Source organism: Streptomyces sp. NBC_00510, from assembly GCA_036013505.1.
In the GTDB taxonomy this organism is placed as follows: domain Bacteria; phylum Actinomycetota; class Actinomycetes; order Streptomycetales; family Streptomycetaceae; genus Actinacidiphila.
On sequence record CP107851.1, the window covers coordinates 4,866,532 to 4,882,576 of the forward strand.

Here is a 16,045-nt window from a genome sequence, read left to right on the forward strand (position 1 = left end):
GGTGTAGCACATATGCGCATGCGTACCAACTCTTCCCCAATGCCCCTTTTGCTGGCGCTGTTGCGCCGCGCCCGGCCTGCAGCACAGTAGGGCAGTGCGCTGACACAAAGACGCTCCCTGCGCGTCGCGCGGTTGCGACACACAGGGAGCTGAAATTGTCTGGCGCCTACAGGCTTCCGATCAAGCGGTCCAGACCAGAGATTTGGGTCACCCGACCGAAATCGGGGTGCTCAGCGGCCTGTTCCTCCGTAGACGACCGCTTCGTCGGTTTCGCTGTCCAGGCCGAACGCGGAGTGCACGGCGCGCACGGCCTCGTTGACGTCGTCGGCGCGGGTGACGACCGAGATGCGGATCTCGGAGGTCGAGATCAGCTCGATGTTCACGCCCGCGTTGGACAGCGCCTCGAAGAACTGCGCCGTGACACCGGGGTTGGTCTTCATGCCGGCGCCGACCAGCGAGATCTTGGCGATCTGGTCGTCGTAGCGGAGCGTCTCGAAACCGATGGTGCCCTGGACGCGCTTCAGGGCCTCGATCGCCCTCGGGCCGTCGGCCTTGGGGAGGGTGAAGGAGATGTCGGTCAGGCCGGTGGCCGCGGCCGACACGTTCTGCACCACCATGTCGATGTTGATCTCGGCGTCCGCGATCGCCCGGAAGATCACGGCCGCCTCGCCCGGCTTGTCGGGCACACCGACGACCGTCACCTTGGCCTCGGATGTGTCGTGCGCGACACCGGAGATGATCGCGTGCTCCATGCCCGTCTGGTCCTCTCGCGGCTCATTGCTGACCCAAGTGCCCTGGAGGCCGGAGAACGACGACCGGACGTGGATCGGGATGTTGTAACGGCGGGCGTACTCCACGCAGCGATGGAGCAGCACCTTGGAGCCGGAGCTGGCGAGCTCCAGCATGTCCTCGGAGGAGATCCAGTCGATCTTCCGCGCCTTCTTCACCACGCGCGGGTCGGCGGTGAACACGCCGTCGACGTCGGTGTAGATCTCGCACACCCCGGCGTCCAGGGCCGCCGCCAGCGCCACCGCGGTGGTGTCGGAGCCGCCCCGGCCCAGCGTCGTGATGTCCTTGCTGTCCTGGGACACCCCCTGGAAGCCGGCCACGATCGCGATGTTGCCCTGGTCGAGGGCGGTGCGGATGCGGCCCGGCGTGACGTCGATGATGCGCGCTTTGTTGTGGACGGAGTCGGTGATGACACCCGCCTGGCTGCCGGTGAACGACTGCGCCTCGTGTCCGAGGTTTTTGATCGCCATCGCCAGCAGGGCCATGGAGATCCGTTCTCCGGCGGTCAGCAGCATGTCGAACTCGCGGCCGGTAGGCATCGGAGATACCTGTTCGGCGAGCTCGATCAACTCGTCCGTCGTGTCACCCATCGCCGAGACCACGACGACCACCTGGTGGCCGCTCTTCTTGGCATCGACGATCCGCTTGGCAACGCGCTTGATGCCCTCGGCATCCGCAACGGAGGAGCCGCCGTACTTCTGCACGACAAGGCCCACGTGCGCTCCTCAAATCCGGTACTGCGTTCGGCTCAGTCTAACGAGCAGGCCGGGACCGACCCCTCAATACCACATGCTGAGACGCCGGGCCCACTCTGCGAGCCATCTGCCCAACGACACGCCGACCTATGCACACCGGGCGGCGTGCTCCGGGTCACTACGGCCCCGGGTCACCGCCTCGGACACGCGACCACGCACACGCGCCCGCCCCTCTCCAGGGGCGGGCGCGGTGGGGGTTCAGCGGCTGGGGCGCAGCCCCAGCGGCTTGGCGATCTCGGCGGCCATGACCCGGCCGGCCTCGGCGGCGAGCCTCTCCTCGTCGTCCGCGCCGTGGTCGGTGTCCAGTCCGTCCAGCGCGTCCAGCGGGCTGTCCAGCCGCACATGGGCGACGAGGGACTGCAGGGCCCGCAGCGAGGCCGAGGCGGTCGGCCCCCAGTTGGACAGGTAGGAGAACTGCCACCACCACAGCGCCTCGCTGACCCGGCCCTCGCGGAAGTGCGCCAGGCCGTGCGCGAGGTCCGTCACCACGTCAGCGAGGTCGTCGGAGATCCGGCAGGCCACCGGCGTGCTGCGCGGCACGTAGGGGTCGAAGACCTCGGAGTAGACGTCGATCGGCTCCAGCAGCACCGCGAGCCGCTGGCGCAGCTCGTCGGCGTCGGGCTCCGGGCCGATGTCGGGCTCGTAGCGCTCCTCCGGGACGATGTCCTCGTGCGCCCCGAGGCGGCCCCCGGCCAGCAGCAGCTGGGAGACCTCCAGCAGCAGGTAGGGCACCGCGCTGTCGGGGTCGTCGCCCTTGGCGACCTCCCGTACCGACAGGATGAAGCTCTCGATCTGGTCCGAGATCGAGGAGGCGAAGTCGTCGGGGTCCAGGGCGTTGTCAGACATCAAGCAGCCGCCTTCCTTCAAAGGCCCGGCCGAGCGTGACCTCGTCGGCGTACTCCAAGTCGCCGCCGACCGGCAGGCCGCTCGCGAGACGGGTGACCTTCAGTCCCATCGGTTTGACCATGCGTGCGAGATACGTGGCCGTCGCCTCCCCCTCGAGGTTGGGGTCGGTGGCCAGGATCAGCTCGGTGACGCTGCCGTCCGCGAGCCGCGCCAGCAGCTCCCGTATGCGCAGGTCGTCCGGGCCGACCCCCTCGATCGGACTGATCGCGCCGCCGAGCACGTGGTAGCGGCCGCGGAACTCGCGGGTCCGCTCGATCGCCACCACGTCCTTGGGTTCCTCGACCACGCAGATGACGGCCGGGTCGCGGCGCGGATCACGGCAGACCCGGCACTGGTCGGCCTCGGCGACGTTGCCGCAGACCGCGCAGAACCGGACCTTCGCCTTCACCTCGCTGAGGGCGTGCGCGAGCCGCCGGACGTCGGCGGGATCCGCCTGCAGGATGTGGAAGGCGATCCGCTGCGCGCTCTTGGGACCCACGCCGGGCAGCCTGCCCAGCTCGTCGATCAGGTCCTGAACCACGCCCTCGTACACGCTGTGCCCTCTTCGTCGCCTGGAACTAGAAAGGAAGGCCGGGGATGCCCCCGAGCCCCTGGGCGAGCGGGCCGAGCTTGCTCTGCTGCAGCTCCTGCGCGCTCGCGGTCGCGTTGTGCACGGCGGCGACGACCAGATCGGCCAGCGTCTCCGTGTCCTCAGGATCGACCGCCTTGGGGTCGATGACCAGACCCCGCAGCTCACCGGCTCCGGTCACGGTCGCCTTCACCAGGCCACCGCCGGCCGTACCCTCGATCTCGGTCTCGGCGAGCTCCTGCTGGGCCGCCGCGAGGTCCTGCTGCATCTTCTGTGCCTGCTTGAGCAGCTGCTGCATGTTCGGCTGACCACCACCGGGGATCACGGTCTCGCTCCTGCCTCACGACGTCGGTTGTGCGGGTAGGGCGAGCCTACGTGCTCGGGGGCCCGCTCGCGCTACCCGTACGAGGGAACGAGCGGCGCGCGTCGCCCGTTCCGCCCCCGCCGTACCGTTCCGCACAGGGGAACGGGGGCGCCGCGGCTACTCGTTGGCGATCTCCTCGATCACGGTGGCACCCAGCTCGCGCACGATGAGGTCGTGGCCGCTGAGCGCCGTCTCGTCCAGGTCCGGGTCGTCGTCCTCGGGCATGTCGTACTCGATGGGCGGGGGCTCGTCGGTGACGGGCGGGTACGCGGACGCCGCAGGCGCCGCGTTGACGGCGGCACGGGCCGCCGCGGCGGCGGGCGGCGACGGGGACGGCGCCGGGCTCTGGGACTGCTGGTGCGGTTGTTGCTGCGGCTGCTGGTGCTGGTGCGGCTGCTGCGCGGACGGTGCCGGGGACGCGGGGGCGGGACGGGAGCCGCCGGGGCCACCGCCGGGTCCCCCCGGGGCCGGGCCGCCGCCTCCGGGGCCGCCGCCCGGGCTGACGATCGCCTCGATGCGCCACTGGACGCCCAGGGCCTCGCTGATCGCCTGCTTGAGCACCTCCTCGTGACCGCGGTTGGCGAAGCTGTCGCGGGCACCGGGGTTGTCGAAGCCGATCTGCAGGGTCGAGCCGTCGAAGCCGACGAGCCGGGCGTTCTGGTCGAGCAGTATCCACGTCACCTTGCGCAGCCGCTTGACCGCCTCGAGGACGGTGGGCCACATCTGGTGGACGCGTGAGGCGTCGCCGATGGGCTGCGCGCCCGCCGCGGGCGGTGCGGGAGCGGGAGCCTGCGCGGGCGGCGCCGCGGGGGCGGACGCCGGGGCCGGGGCCGACGCCGATGCCGCGGTGGGCCAGGCGCCGGGACGCTGCCCGCCGCCGGGGGCGGCCGCGGTCGGCCAGGCGCCGGGACGTTGCGCGGCGGGGGGCTGCGCGGGCGGGGCGGCGGGCGGAGGCGTGGGCTCGGGGGCGGCCGCCGGAGCCGGGGCCGGTGTGGGTGCCGGTGCGGGTGTGGCAGCGGGTGCGGCTTCGGCGGGCCGGGCCGGTCCGCCCATCGCCGCGCGCGCCGCGGCGGGGCCCCCGCCGGGCGGGAGCGGCTCGCCGAACTCCACGACCGGGGCCGCCGGGCCGCCCGCGGGGGCCGCGAAACCACCGGCGGAGGCGCGGCGTTCCAGCCGGTCCAGGCGGGCCTGCAGCGACCGCTCGTCGTCGTAGGCCGCCGGCAGCAGCACGCGGGCGCAGATCAACTCCAGCTGCAGACGCGGCGAGGTCGCCCCGCGCATCTCCGTGAGCCCGCCGTTGACCAGGTCCGCGGCACGGCTGAGCTCCGCCGCCCCGAACACCCCGGCCTGGGCCCGCATCCGCTCCACGACGTCGGCGGGGGCGTCGATCAGCCCCTTCTCCAACGCGTCCGGCACCGCCGCGAGGATCACCAGGTCCCGCAGCCGCTCCAGCAGGTCGGCCACGAAGCGCCGCGGGTCGTGCCCGCCCTCGATCACGCGGTCCACGACCTCGAACGCCGCCGCGCCGTCCCCGGCGGCGAAGGCGTCCACGACGTCGTCCAGCAGCGCGGCGTCGGTGTAGCCGAGCAGCGAGGTCGCCATGGCGTACGTCACACCGGCCTCGCCCGCACCGGCGAGCAACTGGTCCATCACGGACATCGAGTCACGCACCGAGCCGGCCCCGGACCGGACCACCAGCGGGTACACCCCGGCCTCGACCGGGATCGCCTCCCGCTCGCAGACCTCCGCCAGGTAGTCGCGCAGCGTGCCGGGCGGCACCAGCCGGAACGGGTAGTGGTGGGTGCGCGACCTGATGGTGCCGATGACCTTCTCGGGCTCCGTGGTCGCGAAGATGAACTTCAGGTGCTCCGGGGGCTCCTCGACCACCTTCAGCAGGGCGTTGAAGCCCGCCGAGGTGACCATGTGCGCCTCGTCGATGATGTAGATCTTGTAGCGGCTGCTCGCCGGCCCGAAGAAGGCCTTCTCCCGCAGGTCGCGGGCGTCGTCCACGCCGCCGTGCGACGCCGCGTCGATCTCGATCACGTCGATCGACCCCGGGCCGTTGCGGGCCAGGTCGCGGCACGACTGGCACTCCCCGCACGGCGTCGGCGTCGGGCCCTTCTCGCAGTTCAGACAACGCGCCAGGATGCGGGCGCTGGTCGTCTTGCCGCAGCCGCGCGGCCCGCTGAACAGGTACGCGTGATTGACCCGGTTGTTCCGCAGCGCCTGCTGCAGCGGGTCCGTGACGTGCTCCTGCCCGATGACCTCGGCGAAGGACTCGGGACGATAGCGGCGGTACAGAGCGAGGGACACGCCTACGACGATATCGGCCCCCGCCGACACCCGGGCCCCGCACGTGTGACGGCCCCCACACCGGCGGCCCCGCGGCCGCCCCGGGCCGCGTTCCCACAGGCCCGCGGGCAGCAAAAGACCCCTCACGCACCCGCCAGAGCCCACCTACCCTTGCTGCCTTCCGGCCCTGGGGGAGTTCAGCGAGATAGCGCCACGTGAGGGGCTACGCCCACCCTACCTGATCGGATCACCCGGGAACGAGTTCGCGAGCACTCCCTCCGGTCTAGTAATGTTTGCCGCGGAGGATTCGCCTAGAGGCCTAGGGCGCACGCTTGGAAAGCGTGTTGGGGGCAACCCCTCACGAGTTCGAATCTCGTATCCTCCGCCAGTGCCTCACCGGGCACGTTGTCGAAGGGCCCCACCGGTCGCGGTGGGGCCCTTCGACGTTCCTCAGCCCTCGTTGTCCTGGTCTTCGTCCACAGCGGGTGCATCCGGGCCCCAGATCGCTGCCGCGATCTTCCGGGCCGCTTCCTTCGGCATGGGGTCGGTCACGGGCCGCCCCACCGGATCCGTGCCGGATGCCTTCGCGCGGTCCGCACACATCCGCGGGTCAAGGCATCCCGGACCACGGTGCACAGCGCGCGGGCGAACGCTCGACGATGGTGCGCCGCTGACCTGCCGCGGTGCCTGTCCGCCTCCGCCCGGCTCGCCGTGCCCGTGCTACTCGTCGATGGCGGCGCCGAACCGGGCGTCCACGGACGATGCGCCGAGGGAGCCCCCGCCGTACGTCCAGGAACCGGAGGCCGATACTCCGCCGGAGCCCGTGGCGAGCACCCACACCGCACCGTCGTCGGTGTTCTCACCGGGCGCCGAGGCCAGCAGCCCGGAACGCTTGTCCCGGTCCGGGTCTGCCAGGCGGACCTGACCGCCCCAGCGGTCGCCCTTCTCCGCGGTGCCGGGGATGCCCGAGGAGTTCTGGCTCCAGGACTTGGCGCCGGTCGCCGTGAGCCCGGCGGCCGAACCGCGCAGTATCCACACCGCGCCCGCGTCCACGACCGCGCCGACGTCCTCGCCCGCCGCACCGATGGCCACGTCCGCGCGTCCGTCGCCGTTGGTGTCGGCGACCGAGATGTCCGTGCCCCAGCCGTCGCCTCGCTCCGAGGACCCGGGGACGCCGGGCGAGTTCTGCGTCCACCACTTCGGGTCCTTGCCCACGCCGCCGACGCCCACCGGACCGTCAGCACTGCCGTAGTACACGCCGATCCGGCCGCCGGTCGTGGAGTCGGCGCCGTCGTTCGGGCTGTACGGCTCTCCCGTGACCAGGTCGTCGTAGCCGTCGCCGTTGATGTCACCGGTGGCCGCGACCGGACCGCCGCGCAGATCGCGCCCGGGCAGCATCTCGGTCTCGCCACCGGGCCAGTACTGTGCCCAGCTCTGCCCCGGGTCCTCGTCCTTGCCGGGGCCGCTGAGCACCAGGTCGGCGAAGCCGTTGTGGTCGTAGTCGCCGGTGGTCGCCGACTTCGGCTCCACCTGCCGCGTCTGCCCGGCCGGATCCGACGCACGTACCGCACCGGCCGGCATCGGCTGCAGGACGGCCCTGGGCGCGCCTGCGCTCCGTTGCGCCCCTCTCACGTACGGGAACATGTACCTCCCCACACCGGTCTTGCCGGCGAGGATGATGAGCTGGTCGGCGGGGGTCTGGGCGGTGAAACGGCCTGCCGCGAGCACGTATCCGAACCGGGCGCCGGCGGCCCTTGCGTATGGCTTGTCCTGCATCCACATGCTGTTCGCACCGGCGAGCCCCTTCGCGGAGCCCCACAGAACGAGGACACCGCCTGCGTCGGGAGCCGAGCCCACATCCTCGCGGGGGATGCCGATGGCGGCGTCGTCGTACCCGTCGGCGTTGAGGTCACCGCTGGCGACGGCCGTACCGAAGCCGTCGCCCGTCTCGGCCGCGCCCGGCACACCGGCCGTGGACTGGCTGAACACCTTGCTTCGAGCGGTCCCGATCCCACGCGACGATCCGTACTGGACGGTCACATAGCCTGCGCCCTTCATGCCGCTGACGGTCGCGCCTGGTGCGCCCAGGAGGACGTCCTCGTAGCCGTCACCGTTGAAGTCGCAGTTCCGGTCAGCGGCGCGCGCTCCGCCGGGCACTTTGGCCTGGGCGGTGGGCGCGGCAAGGGTGCCGACGCCCGCGAGCAGGAGGAACGAAGCCGAGGCGACGGCGGTCAAGCGGAACTTGCGCAATGAAACACTCCTCGTGAGTACCACGCTGGGCCGGGTGGGCTCACCGGAGAGGAACCTGGACCTCACCGGACGCGGTGTTAGACACCGCACGGGTAGCGATAGTTGTGCGTCCTGCCCGCAGTGGCTTCGATGCCCGGAAGCACGCCACGTGGCGTTGGAGGTCACCGGCACCAGCAGCGGGGTGACGGTCGAAGCCTTCGGGGCTGCGGAGGAGGAGCACGTGCAGGTGACCGAGGTCCGGCGGCAACCGGAGCCGCGGTGAAATCCGCTTTCAACCTCCGGCGGGCGGCGGCGCTCTGAACACGGGTGACAGGACAGGGCCCCGTGCGGGGCTCCGAGAGGAGAGCAGATGCCGGAGAACGGCCGGGGCCCGGGAGCGGCGGGCCCGCGGGCGCCGGAGAGCTTCGAAGCCTTCGCCCGGGCGAGTCAGAAACGGCTGTACCGGACCGCGTACCTGCTGTGCGGGGACGCGGACACAGCCCGGGACCTGACGCAGACCACGCTGGCCAAGCTGTTCCAGCACTGGCGGCGGGCGAGTGCCGCCGACCACATCGAGGCGTACGCCAGGACCGTGCTGACCCGTACGTACCTGGCCGAGCGGAGGCGGCGGCTGCGGGACCTGCTGGCGCACTCGCGTCCCGGGCCGGGGCCCTCGCCCGACCACGCCGACCTGCGGGTGACGCTGTTGTCGGCGCTCGCCGGACTGCCGCCCAGGGCCCGGGCCATGGTCGTGCTGCGCTACTGGGAGGACCAGAGCGTCGAGTCCGTCGCCACGCTGCTGAAGTGCAGCGAGTCCACCGTCAAGAGCCAGTGCTCACGCTCCCTGGCCAAGTTGCGCGCCCAGTTGGGCGAGGCCCACGTCTACGCCACGGGAAGCTGAGGGACCGCCATGGGAGACAACATGCCCGAGGAAGAGCACGGGAGCGCCCTGCTGGTGAGGGAGGCCATGGAGCACGCGGTGGCGGAGCTGCCGCCGGCCCACGACCTGGTGCCCGCGGCGGTGGTCCAGGGACGGCGCCGCAGGGCACGGGTCCGGGTCGCCGTCGCCGCCGGGGTCGCCTGTGCGGTCGGGGCCGTGGTGTTCGGATCGGCGGCGCTGCCGGGCGGGGGCGGCGGCGGGGGTACGACGGTCCGTCCCGCCGCGAGCACCACGCCCGCGCCGCGTACGTCCGAGGAGCCGGCGCCGTACCGGACGCCGGTCCACCTCGAACCCACCAGTGACACCGAGGAGTCCATGGCCGATCTGCCGCCCGCCGAGCGCGAGCGTCAGGAGGGGTTCCAGCAGCAGGCGGCGGTACTCCTCGACGAGCTGCTTCCGGACGCGGTCGGCCTGATCCGGCCGGTCGACCTCGCGGTGTGGCGCTACCAGGGCGAGACCGCGGGCGGGAAGGTGTTCACCGTCAGCCTGTCGGTACGGCCCTCCGGTGGTGCCCCAGGGACGACCCGGCACGGGGCCACGTGCCCCGAGGACCCCGACTCCCTCAAGGGTGGCAGCTGCGAGCAGGGCACGCTGCCGGGCGGCGTCAAGGTGGCGGCGTACCGCCTGGTCGACGGCTCCCCGGACACGATGTACACCCGGGTCCGCTTCGTCCACGGCCACAGCGACGTGGAACTCGCCGTCTACCCCGACCAGGACACGAAGACCTCCGCCCCGGTCACCGCGGGGCAACTGCTGGCGGTGGTGCGCGACCGGCGCTTCCTCGACCTGGTGCGGTACGCCGACGCGCATCCCGTGGAGAAGAAGCAGATCCCCGTCCTGGGCGGCTGAGCGGCGCCGCCACCGGGCGGCACGAGGGCCCCGGCCGGGATCCGGCCGGGGCCCTTCGGGGCGTACGCGGGGTGGGTCAGCGGACGGTGGAGCGGGCGGCCTGCTCGATGATGCGGGTCACCGCGCCGGGGCGGGAGACCGAGACGGCGTGGGAGGCCTTGATCTCGACGGTGTGGGCGTGGGCCCGCTCGGCCATGAAGCGCTGGGCGGCGAGGGTGATGTTCTTGTCCTGGGTGGTGACCAGGTCCCAGGACGGGATGGTCCGCCAGGCGGCGCCCGCGGCCTTCTCGTCGAAGACCGACGCGGCCACGGGGCGCTGGGTGGCGGCCATCTGCTCGGCGACGGACTTCGGCACGTCGGCGGCGAACTGGGCGCGGAACTTGTCGGCCTTGATGTACAGGTCGGTGCCGGTGCCGGTGCCGCCGCCGGGGAGCGGGAAGGGCACGGCGTTGAGGGTCTCGCCAAGGGTGCCGCCGGGGAACCTGTCGGAGATCTGCGTGACGGTCTCGCCCTTGTCCGGGGCGAAGGCGGCTATGTAGACCAGCGCCTTGACGTTGGGGGAGTCGGCCGCGGCCTCGGTGATCACCGAGCCGCCGTAGGAGTGGCCGACGAGCACGACCGGGCCCTGCACGCTCTTCAGGAAGCCGTGCACGTACGCCGAGTCGCTCGCCAGGCCGCGCAGCGGATTGGCCGGGGCCACGACCGGATAGCCCGCGTGCTTCAGACGCGACACCACGCCGTTCCAGCTGGAGGAGTCCGCGAACGCGCCGTGCACCAGGACGACCGTGGGCTTCTTCTCCTGCGGGTGGTGCGCGGCCTTGGCGGCGTTGGCCGGGGCCGTGGCCGTCAGCGTGAGGGCCGCGACGCCTGCGGCGGCGCCCAGGACGGCGACGCTCTTGCGGGTGGGGCGGAGGACGGTCTTGAGGTTCACGGTGGCTCCTTGGCGTACGGCGCCCGGCTGGCGCGCCGGACAGGCGGTCGGTCCGGGGCGTCCGCTCCGGGCGATGACGAGAAATCTAGCGTCCACTTAACTTGTGCGCAAGCCAATCGCACACGAGTTACTGGTCCGCGCGGGAGGTGCGACAATGTCCGCCGGGAGAACCGACCGACGACCAAGGAGGGGGAGGGAATCGTGAACGACGACACCCACGCACCCGGGAACGGCGACACCGCGGAGCCCTCGCTGCTGCTGGACGACCACTTCTGCTTCACGCTGTACGCGGCCTCGCGCGCGGTCACCGGCGTCTACCGGCCCCTGCTGGACGCGGCGGGCGGCCTGACCTACCCCCAGTACCTGGTCATGGTCGTGCTCTGGGAGCACGGCACCGTGTCCGTCAAGGAGCTGGTGACCGCCCTGCACCTGGACTACGGGACGCTCACGCCGCTGATCAAGCGCCTGGAGTCGCACGGCCTGCTCGAGCGGCAGCGCCGGGCGGACGACGAGCGGGTGGTGGAGGTGGCGCTGACCCCGCAGGGGACCGCGCTGCGGGAGCGGATCCGCACCGTGCCCCTGGCGATCGGGGAGGCCATGGGGCTGACCCGGGAGGAGATCGGGACCGCCCAGGACCTGCTGCGCCGACTGACGGCCAACGTGGACCGCCACACCACGGGCGCCTCGCCCGCCGCGACGACGCCGTAGCCGCCGCTTGAGCGTGGTCGCCCCGGGCAACAGAATGGTCCCGCGGCGTTGATCACGTGTGTGCCGGGGCGCACGGCGTCCGGCCGGGGGATGAGGTATGGGACTGCCGGAGGACCCTCCGGGGCGCGTGATGGGGGAGCGTGAGTTCGACGCCTTCTACGGCGCGAGCGTGGGCCGCCTCATCGGCCAGCTGTACGCGATGACGGGCGACCTCGCGGAGTCGCAGGACGTGGTGCAGGAGGCGTTCGCCCGGGCCTGGGAGCACCGGGCCGAACTCGATCTGCACGGCGCGCCCGAGGCCTGGGTGCGCACGGTGGCGTGGCGCCTGGCCGTCAGCCGGTGGCGACGCGTGCGCACCGCGCTGACGCTGGCCCGCCGGCAGGGCCCGCCCCCGGTCGTGCCGCCGCCGGAACCGCACCACGTGGTGCTGGTCGAGGCCTTGCGGCAGCTGCCGGAGGGGCAGCGGCGGGCCGTCGTCCTGCACCATCTGTGCGATCTGCCGGTGGAGCAGGTGGCCGCCGAGACCGGCTCCCCGGTCGGCACCGTCAAGGTGCACCTCAGCCGCGGGCGGGCGACGCTCGCGCGGCTGCTGGCGCACACGGAACTGGACCCCGGGGCGGGCCGACTTCCGGAGGGGAAGCATGGCTGACGGGACCGAGCTGGGCAGGCTCCTCACCGAACTCGCGGAGTCCAGCCGGGGGCGGACCGTACCGGCGGCCGCGCACCAGGTACGGGCCCGCGGCGAAAGGCGCCGCCGCCGCGCGCGGACGGTACGGGCGTCCGTCGTGGCGGTGCTCGCCTGCGCGCTGCTGGGCGGCGGCCTCGCGCTGGCCGGGACCGCCCGGGTGCCGGAGCCGGCGGCGGTCACCCCGTCGCCGCCGCCCTCCCGCTTCGTCCCCCCGGCCCCCGCGCCGGGCGAGGAGTACGCCGGCGAACTGGGCTACGTCCACGACGCGGTGGCCCAGGGCGACGACGTGCGGATCACCGTGCGGCAGCTCCGGGCGGTCGCGGGCGGCACGCCGGTGCCCACGGGCGTGGTGCACACGCTGACCCTGCCGCGCTCGACGCCGGTCGAGACGCTCCGGCTGTCGGGCGGGCGTCCCGCGGACCGCGAACTGGGCGGGCTGGTCGGCCGGCTGGCCGGCGGACCGCGGTGGATGTTCGAGATCGACTACGACGGCGAGGGGCGGGTGGCGTCCCTGCGCGAGGCCGGTTAGCGCGGCGGGGAGTTGTTACCGGTCCATGACATTCCCGGTGTAACCCGCGTGGCGGCCCGGTGCGTAGAGCCTGTGCACGCCGCCCGCACCCGATCCGATGGGACCCACCGTGTTCGCCTCGCCTTCCCCGCGCCACCGCGCCACCGCCCGGCTCGCCGCCCTCGCCCTCACCGTGCTCGCCCTCGGCGCCTGCTCCGGGGAGGGCGGGGACGACACGGACTCCGGCCGTGCCGACGCGGCCGCCTCCTCCCCCGCACCGGCGACGGCTTCGGCCCCCGCCTCGCTCTCGGCACCGCCCTCGGTGGAGCACTCCGACGCGCCCTCCCCCACGCACTCCGCCCAGGCCCAGGCATCGGACGGCCCGTCGGACGCGCCGTCGCCGAAGGCTCCGGCGCGCTGGGCCGGCAGCAAGCAGTTCGTGCAGATCGACAACGCGTGGATCAAGGACGGGCGCACCTACCTCTCGGTGCGCTCCGCCCGCAAGGAACCCCTCACGGGACCGATCGAGGGGTGGGAGATCATCCCCGGCAAGGGGCCGTACACGACGGTGCGCATGGCCCCGGAGGGCCGGGTCCTGCTGTCGGTCCCGCTGGGCGACGACTCCATCCCCCACACCTACTCCCAGGCGCAGTTCATCAGCCGGTGGTGGGCCCTGCCCGCCCCGGAGCGCGGGTGGCAGGGCTACGACGTCAGCTTCGACCCGAACGGCGAGGTGGTCAGGCTCCAGTCGCTCTACCGCTCCTGATCCCGCGGCGGTGTGCGGCCGCGGACGGGTCCCGGCCCGAGGAGGACCGGGACCCGGGTGCGCGGGGCGGTCAGGAGGTCAGCGCGGCCCGGCCGCGGTCGGCACGCGTCGGTCCGGCGGCCGACGGCCGCACGTCGAAGTCGAACATGGCGGTCGGCACGTACAGGGAGCAGCACGCGTTGGGGATGTCGACGATGCCGCTGATGCGTCCCTCTATGGGGGACGAGCCGAGCAGCAGGTAGGCCTGCTCGCCGCTGTAGCCGAACTTCTTGAAGTACTCGACGGCGTTGAGGCACGCGCGGCGGTAGGCGAGCGTCGCGTCGAGGTAGTAGTTGGTGTCCGTGTCGTGGTCGACGGAGATCCCGATGAAGGTGAGGAAGTCCGAGTAGCGCGGCTCCACGTTGCCGGGCATGAACACCGGGTTGGTCGAGATGCCGTACTTCTCCATACCGCCCTTGATCAGGTCGACGTGGAAGTCGATGAACCCGCCCATCTCGATGGCGCCACAGAAGGTGATCTCCCCGTCGCCCTGACTGAAGTGCAGGTCGCCGCCGGAGAGCTTGGCGTCCTTCACGAGCACCGGGTAGAAGACCCGGGAGCCGCGCGTGAAGTTCTTGATGTCGTGGTTGCCTCCGTTCTCACGGGCCGGCACCGTGCGGGCGCCCTCCGCGCAGATGCGCGTGGCGAGGTCCCCGGTGGCCGTGCCGGCGAGCGCGTGGGAGGGGTCCGGCGGGACGGCCAGCGGCGGGACGCGCTCGGGGTCCGTGTCGATGAGCGCCTTCTCCCGCGCGTTCCACCGGCCCAGCAGCTCGGCGGAGGGGGCGGTCCCGAACAGTCCCGGGTGGGTGATGCCGGTGAAGCGGATCCCGGGCAGGTGCCGGGAGACCGCCTGCTGACCGTGGAAGTCCCAGACCGCCTTGTAGGCGTCGGGGAAGTAGTCGGTCAGGAAGCCTCCGCCGTTGGCCTTGGCGAAGATGCCGGTGTACCCCCAGCCCTGGCCCGCGGCGTCCCCGCTCTGCTGGGGTACGGGGCCGAGGTCGAGGATGTCGACGACGAGCAGGTCGCCCGGCTCGGCGCCCTCCACGCCGATCGGGCCGCTGAGCATGTGGGGGATGGTGAGGTCGATGTCGCGGACGTCGTTGGCGGAGTCGTTGTTGCCCACCTGGCAGTCGGTCCAGTCCCGGCACTCCATCCGGAACTCGGCTCCGGGCTTCACCATGGCGGCGACAGGGATGTCAGGGTGCCACCTGTTGTGTCCTGGGGTGTCCTGATCGCGCATCGACTTGGTCTGGTCCACGCTGAAAACTACTTCGGGCATGACAGCCTCTCTTTTTCTGATCCGGTCAGGACGGTGCGCCCACACCTCCGGCCCGCCGGGCCGGGCGGGCGGGCGCCTAACCCGGCGACCCGGACGACGCGGCGGCCCGGGCCTGTTCGCGTGACTTCCTGGTGAGCGGCCACAGCGCCGCGAACACGACCACGCCGAAGACACCCAGGGCGATGGCGATCTCCGTGGTGTGCTTCCAGTAGCCGGACAGCAGCAGCGCCGCGGGGATCACACCGGTGACCCAGCCCTCGATCGCCGTCACCCAGCCGACATATGTGCCGAGCTGCGTTTTCCTGAGACCGAGCAGCAGGAAGAACAGACCCCACAGGAACGCCCAGTACAGCCAGATGACACCGAACGGGTAGTCCTTGAGGAGATGGAAATTGGCGAACGAGTACCCGAGGGCGACAATCGCCACGAACAGGGAGTACCAGCCGACGCAGATATTGTCGATGTTCGCGAGGATGACGATACCCACGTACAGGTAGGTGAATCCGAAGAGGTAAATCCCGGATGCCGCCAGGATCTTGTCCTGGTCACCGCCGGCCGTGAAGATGAGGTACGTCGGGGTCAGCACCTGCAGTGCACCCACGAAGAGGTTGAACACCGCCGCCGACTTGGGGTCGACCTTCTGCAGGAGCAGCAGGCCGTTCATGAACAGCACCGCACCGACGAAGAGCAGTCCCACGTTCGCCACGGGGACGCACCTCCTAAGTCCGCGTGGGGACGGATTGCCGCCGGCGCGCCTCCTGGTCCCGCCTGGGCGGGAGGAGCGTCCGCGCTCCGGCGTCGGCCCCCCTGAGCACCTCTGACGCGCCGATCACCGCCCTCGGACTAGGGCTTGGGCAGCCGGGACAGCGCCGGATGGGGCCGCGGCGCCGGCCGCTCGCGCGGCGGTGGGGCGGACACGACGTCCGGCATCTCACGGGACTTCTCCTCCCGTTCGCGGGAGGTGGCGAGCCCGTGCGGCGTGAGGGCGAGGGAGGGCGAGGAGAACACGCGCCTGGACTCGCCCGCGCAGGCGGGGCAGTCGTACGCGTCGGGTGCGGAACCTATCGCGAGCTTGACGTCGAAAGGCCCGCAGTTGCTGCAAAGGTATTCATAGGTCGCCATGAAGTTGCCTCCGGTCGTCGGCGCACCCAGGTCAACCTCGACGTCTGCGACACACCCCGTTGAGCGCACGCCGGGGAAACAATCCCTATATCAAGGAGACGCCACGGCAAGACAGTTGTCAAGGTCGGCGGGAGACGTCCGGAGCGCGCCGGAGGGGAGTTCCGGAGTTCCCTTTCCGGTGCCATCGGAAACACCGGATTCCATTCATTTTCCCTTCTCCCGGCCCGTTCGCCGGGAATACCTCATCGCCGGCGCGACCGCATTCCGGGCCTCGCGGAGGGGCGCCCGGAGGCCTTCCCGGCGCGCCGCGCA

General features: G+C 71.9%; 16 protein-coding genes, 1 tRNA gene and 1 other RNA gene. 7 read left to right on the forward strand and 11 right to left on the reverse strand.

Translation table 11 applies throughout. The features are described 5' to 3' along the window. Positions 1-230: 230 nt before the first annotated feature. From OG937_21840 to ffs, 6 genes are all read right to left on the reverse strand, one after another. Positions 231-1,505, reverse strand: coding sequence for an aspartate kinase (locus OG937_21840; protein WUD74144.1), 1,275 nt, complete (start codon positions 1,503-1,505; stop codon positions 231-233). A 237-nt stretch (positions 1,506-1,742) separates the two neighbouring features. Next, complete coding sequence (locus OG937_21845; GenBank protein ID WUD74145.1) at positions 1,743-2,390, reverse strand: DUF5063 domain-containing protein; 648 nt, start codon at positions 2,388-2,390, stop codon at positions 1,743-1,745. Continuing rightward, positions 2,383-2,982 (reverse strand): recombination mediator RecR, encoded by a 600-nt coding sequence (gene recR / locus OG937_21850; protein ID WUD74146.1) that lies wholly within the window; start codon positions 2,980-2,982, stop codon positions 2,383-2,385. Before recR ends, OG937_21845 begins: the two co-directional genes overlap by 8 nt. A 25-nt stretch (positions 2,983-3,007) precedes the next feature. Beyond that, positions 3,008-3,343 (reverse strand): YbaB/EbfC family nucleoid-associated protein, encoded by a 336-nt coding sequence (locus OG937_21855; GenBank protein ID WUD74147.1) that lies wholly within the window; start codon positions 3,341-3,343, stop codon positions 3,008-3,010. 156 nt (positions 3,344-3,499) lie between these two features. Next, positions 3,500-5,695 carry a DNA polymerase III subunit gamma and tau gene (locus OG937_21860; protein ID WUD74148.1) on the reverse strand — a complete coding sequence of 732 codons (2,196 nt, stop codon included), beginning with the start codon at positions 5,693-5,695 and terminating at the stop codon, positions 3,500-3,502. 110 nt (positions 5,696-5,805) lie between these two features. Continuing rightward, an RNA gene (gene ffs, locus OG937_21865) (signal recognition particle sRNA small type) lies at positions 5,806-5,902 on the reverse strand. Positions 5,903-5,974: 72 nt separating this feature from the next. Here ffs and OG937_21870 point away from each other — a divergent pair. Continuing rightward, positions 5,975-6,062: transfer RNA gene (locus OG937_21870), tRNA-Ser, on the forward strand. Positions 6,063-6,394: 332 nt separating this feature from the next. Here OG937_21870 and OG937_21875 read toward each other — a convergent pair. Next, positions 6,395-7,924, reverse strand: a complete 1,530-nt coding sequence (locus tag OG937_21875) for an FG-GAP repeat protein (GenBank protein ID WUD74149.1) — start codon at positions 7,922-7,924, stop codon at positions 6,395-6,397. A 349-nt stretch (positions 7,925-8,273) separates the two neighbouring features. On the opposite strand from OG937_21875, the gene OG937_21880 reads away from it, so the two are divergent. Next, positions 8,274-8,804, forward strand: a complete 531-nt coding sequence (locus OG937_21880; protein ID WUD74150.1) for a SigE family RNA polymerase sigma factor — start codon at positions 8,274-8,276, stop codon at positions 8,802-8,804. 21 nt (positions 8,805-8,825) lie between these two features. Further along, on the forward strand, positions 8,826-9,692 hold the full coding sequence (locus tag OG937_21885) for a hypothetical protein (protein ID WUD74151.1): 867 nt from the start codon (positions 8,826-8,828) through the stop codon (positions 9,690-9,692). A 76-nt stretch (positions 9,693-9,768) separates the two neighbouring features. Here OG937_21885 and OG937_21890 read toward each other — a convergent pair whose 3' ends face one another. Further along, complete coding sequence (locus tag OG937_21890) at positions 9,769-10,623, reverse strand: alpha/beta hydrolase (protein ID WUD74152.1); 855 nt, start codon at positions 10,621-10,623, stop codon at positions 9,769-9,771. Positions 10,624-10,824: 201 nt separating this feature from the next. Here OG937_21890 and OG937_21895 point away from each other — a divergent pair, with 201 nt between their 5' ends. From OG937_21895 to OG937_21910, 4 genes are all read left to right on the forward strand, one after another. Continuing rightward, a complete protein-coding gene (locus tag OG937_21895) occupies positions 10,825-11,331 on the forward strand; it encodes a MarR family transcriptional regulator (protein ID WUD74153.1) in 507 nt (168 codons plus the stop codon). A 130-nt stretch (positions 11,332-11,461) separates the two neighbouring features. Next, a complete protein-coding gene (locus tag OG937_21900) occupies positions 11,462-11,980 on the forward strand; it encodes a SigE family RNA polymerase sigma factor (GenBank protein ID WUD78839.1) in 519 nt (172 codons plus the stop codon). Continuing rightward, on the forward strand, positions 11,973-12,548 hold the full coding sequence (locus OG937_21905; GenBank protein ID WUD74154.1) for a hypothetical protein: 576 nt from the start codon (positions 11,973-11,975) through the stop codon (positions 12,546-12,548). The genes OG937_21900 and OG937_21905 overlap by 8 nt, the downstream gene beginning before the upstream one ends. A gap of 97 nt (positions 12,549-12,645) precedes the next feature. After that, positions 12,646-13,293: a hypothetical protein gene (locus tag OG937_21910; GenBank protein WUD74155.1), complete on the forward strand. Its 648-nt coding sequence runs from the start codon at positions 12,646-12,648 to the stop codon at positions 13,291-13,293. Positions 13,294-13,363: 70 nt separating this feature from the next. Here the strand turns inward: OG937_21910 and OG937_21915 are convergent, their stop codons facing one another. The 3 genes from OG937_21915 to OG937_21925 all read right to left on the reverse strand — a co-directional run bounded on the left by OG937_21915 (position 13,364) and on the right by OG937_21925 (position 15,733). Continuing rightward, on the reverse strand, positions 13,364-14,611 hold the full coding sequence (locus OG937_21915; GenBank protein WUD74156.1) for an acetamidase/formamidase family protein: 1,248 nt from the start codon (positions 14,609-14,611) through the stop codon (positions 13,364-13,366). A gap of 76 nt (positions 14,612-14,687) precedes the next feature. Next, positions 14,688-15,317 (reverse strand): AmiS/UreI family transporter, encoded by a 630-nt coding sequence (locus tag OG937_21920; protein WUD74157.1) that lies wholly within the window; start codon positions 15,315-15,317, stop codon positions 14,688-14,690. 137 nt (positions 15,318-15,454) lie between these two features. Then, on the reverse strand, positions 15,455-15,733 hold the full coding sequence (locus OG937_21925; GenBank protein ID WUD74158.1) for a hypothetical protein: 279 nt from the start codon (positions 15,731-15,733) through the stop codon (positions 15,455-15,457). Positions 15,734-16,045 lie beyond the last annotated feature (312 nt).

Coding starts and splice junctions, on each gene's coding strand:
- OG937_21845 (WUD74145.1), bottom strand. CDS start 2,390: ATGTCTGACAACGCCCTGGACCCCGACGACTTCGCCTCCTCGATCTCG.
- OG937_21880 (WUD74150.1), top strand. CDS start 8,274: ATGCCGGAGAACGGCCGGGGCCCGGGAGCGGCGGGCCCGCGGGCGCCG.
- OG937_21885 (WUD74151.1), top strand. CDS start 8,826: ATGCCCGAGGAAGAGCACGGGAGCGCCCTGCTGGTGAGGGAGGCCATG.
- OG937_21900 (WUD78839.1), top strand. CDS start 11,462: ATGGGGGAGCGTGAGTTCGACGCCTTCTACGGCGCGAGCGTGGGCCGC.
- OG937_21905 (WUD74154.1), top strand. CDS start 11,973: ATGGCTGACGGGACCGAGCTGGGCAGGCTCCTCACCGAACTCGCGGAG.
- OG937_21910 (WUD74155.1), top strand. CDS start 12,646: ATGGGACCCACCGTGTTCGCCTCGCCTTCCCCGCGCCACCGCGCCACC.
- OG937_21915 (WUD74156.1), bottom strand. CDS start 14,611: ATGCCCGAAGTAGTTTTCAGCGTGGACCAGACCAAGTCGATGCGCGAT.
- OG937_21925 (WUD74158.1), bottom strand. CDS start 15,733: ATGGCGACCTATGAATACCTTTGCAGCAACTGCGGGCCTTTCGACGTC.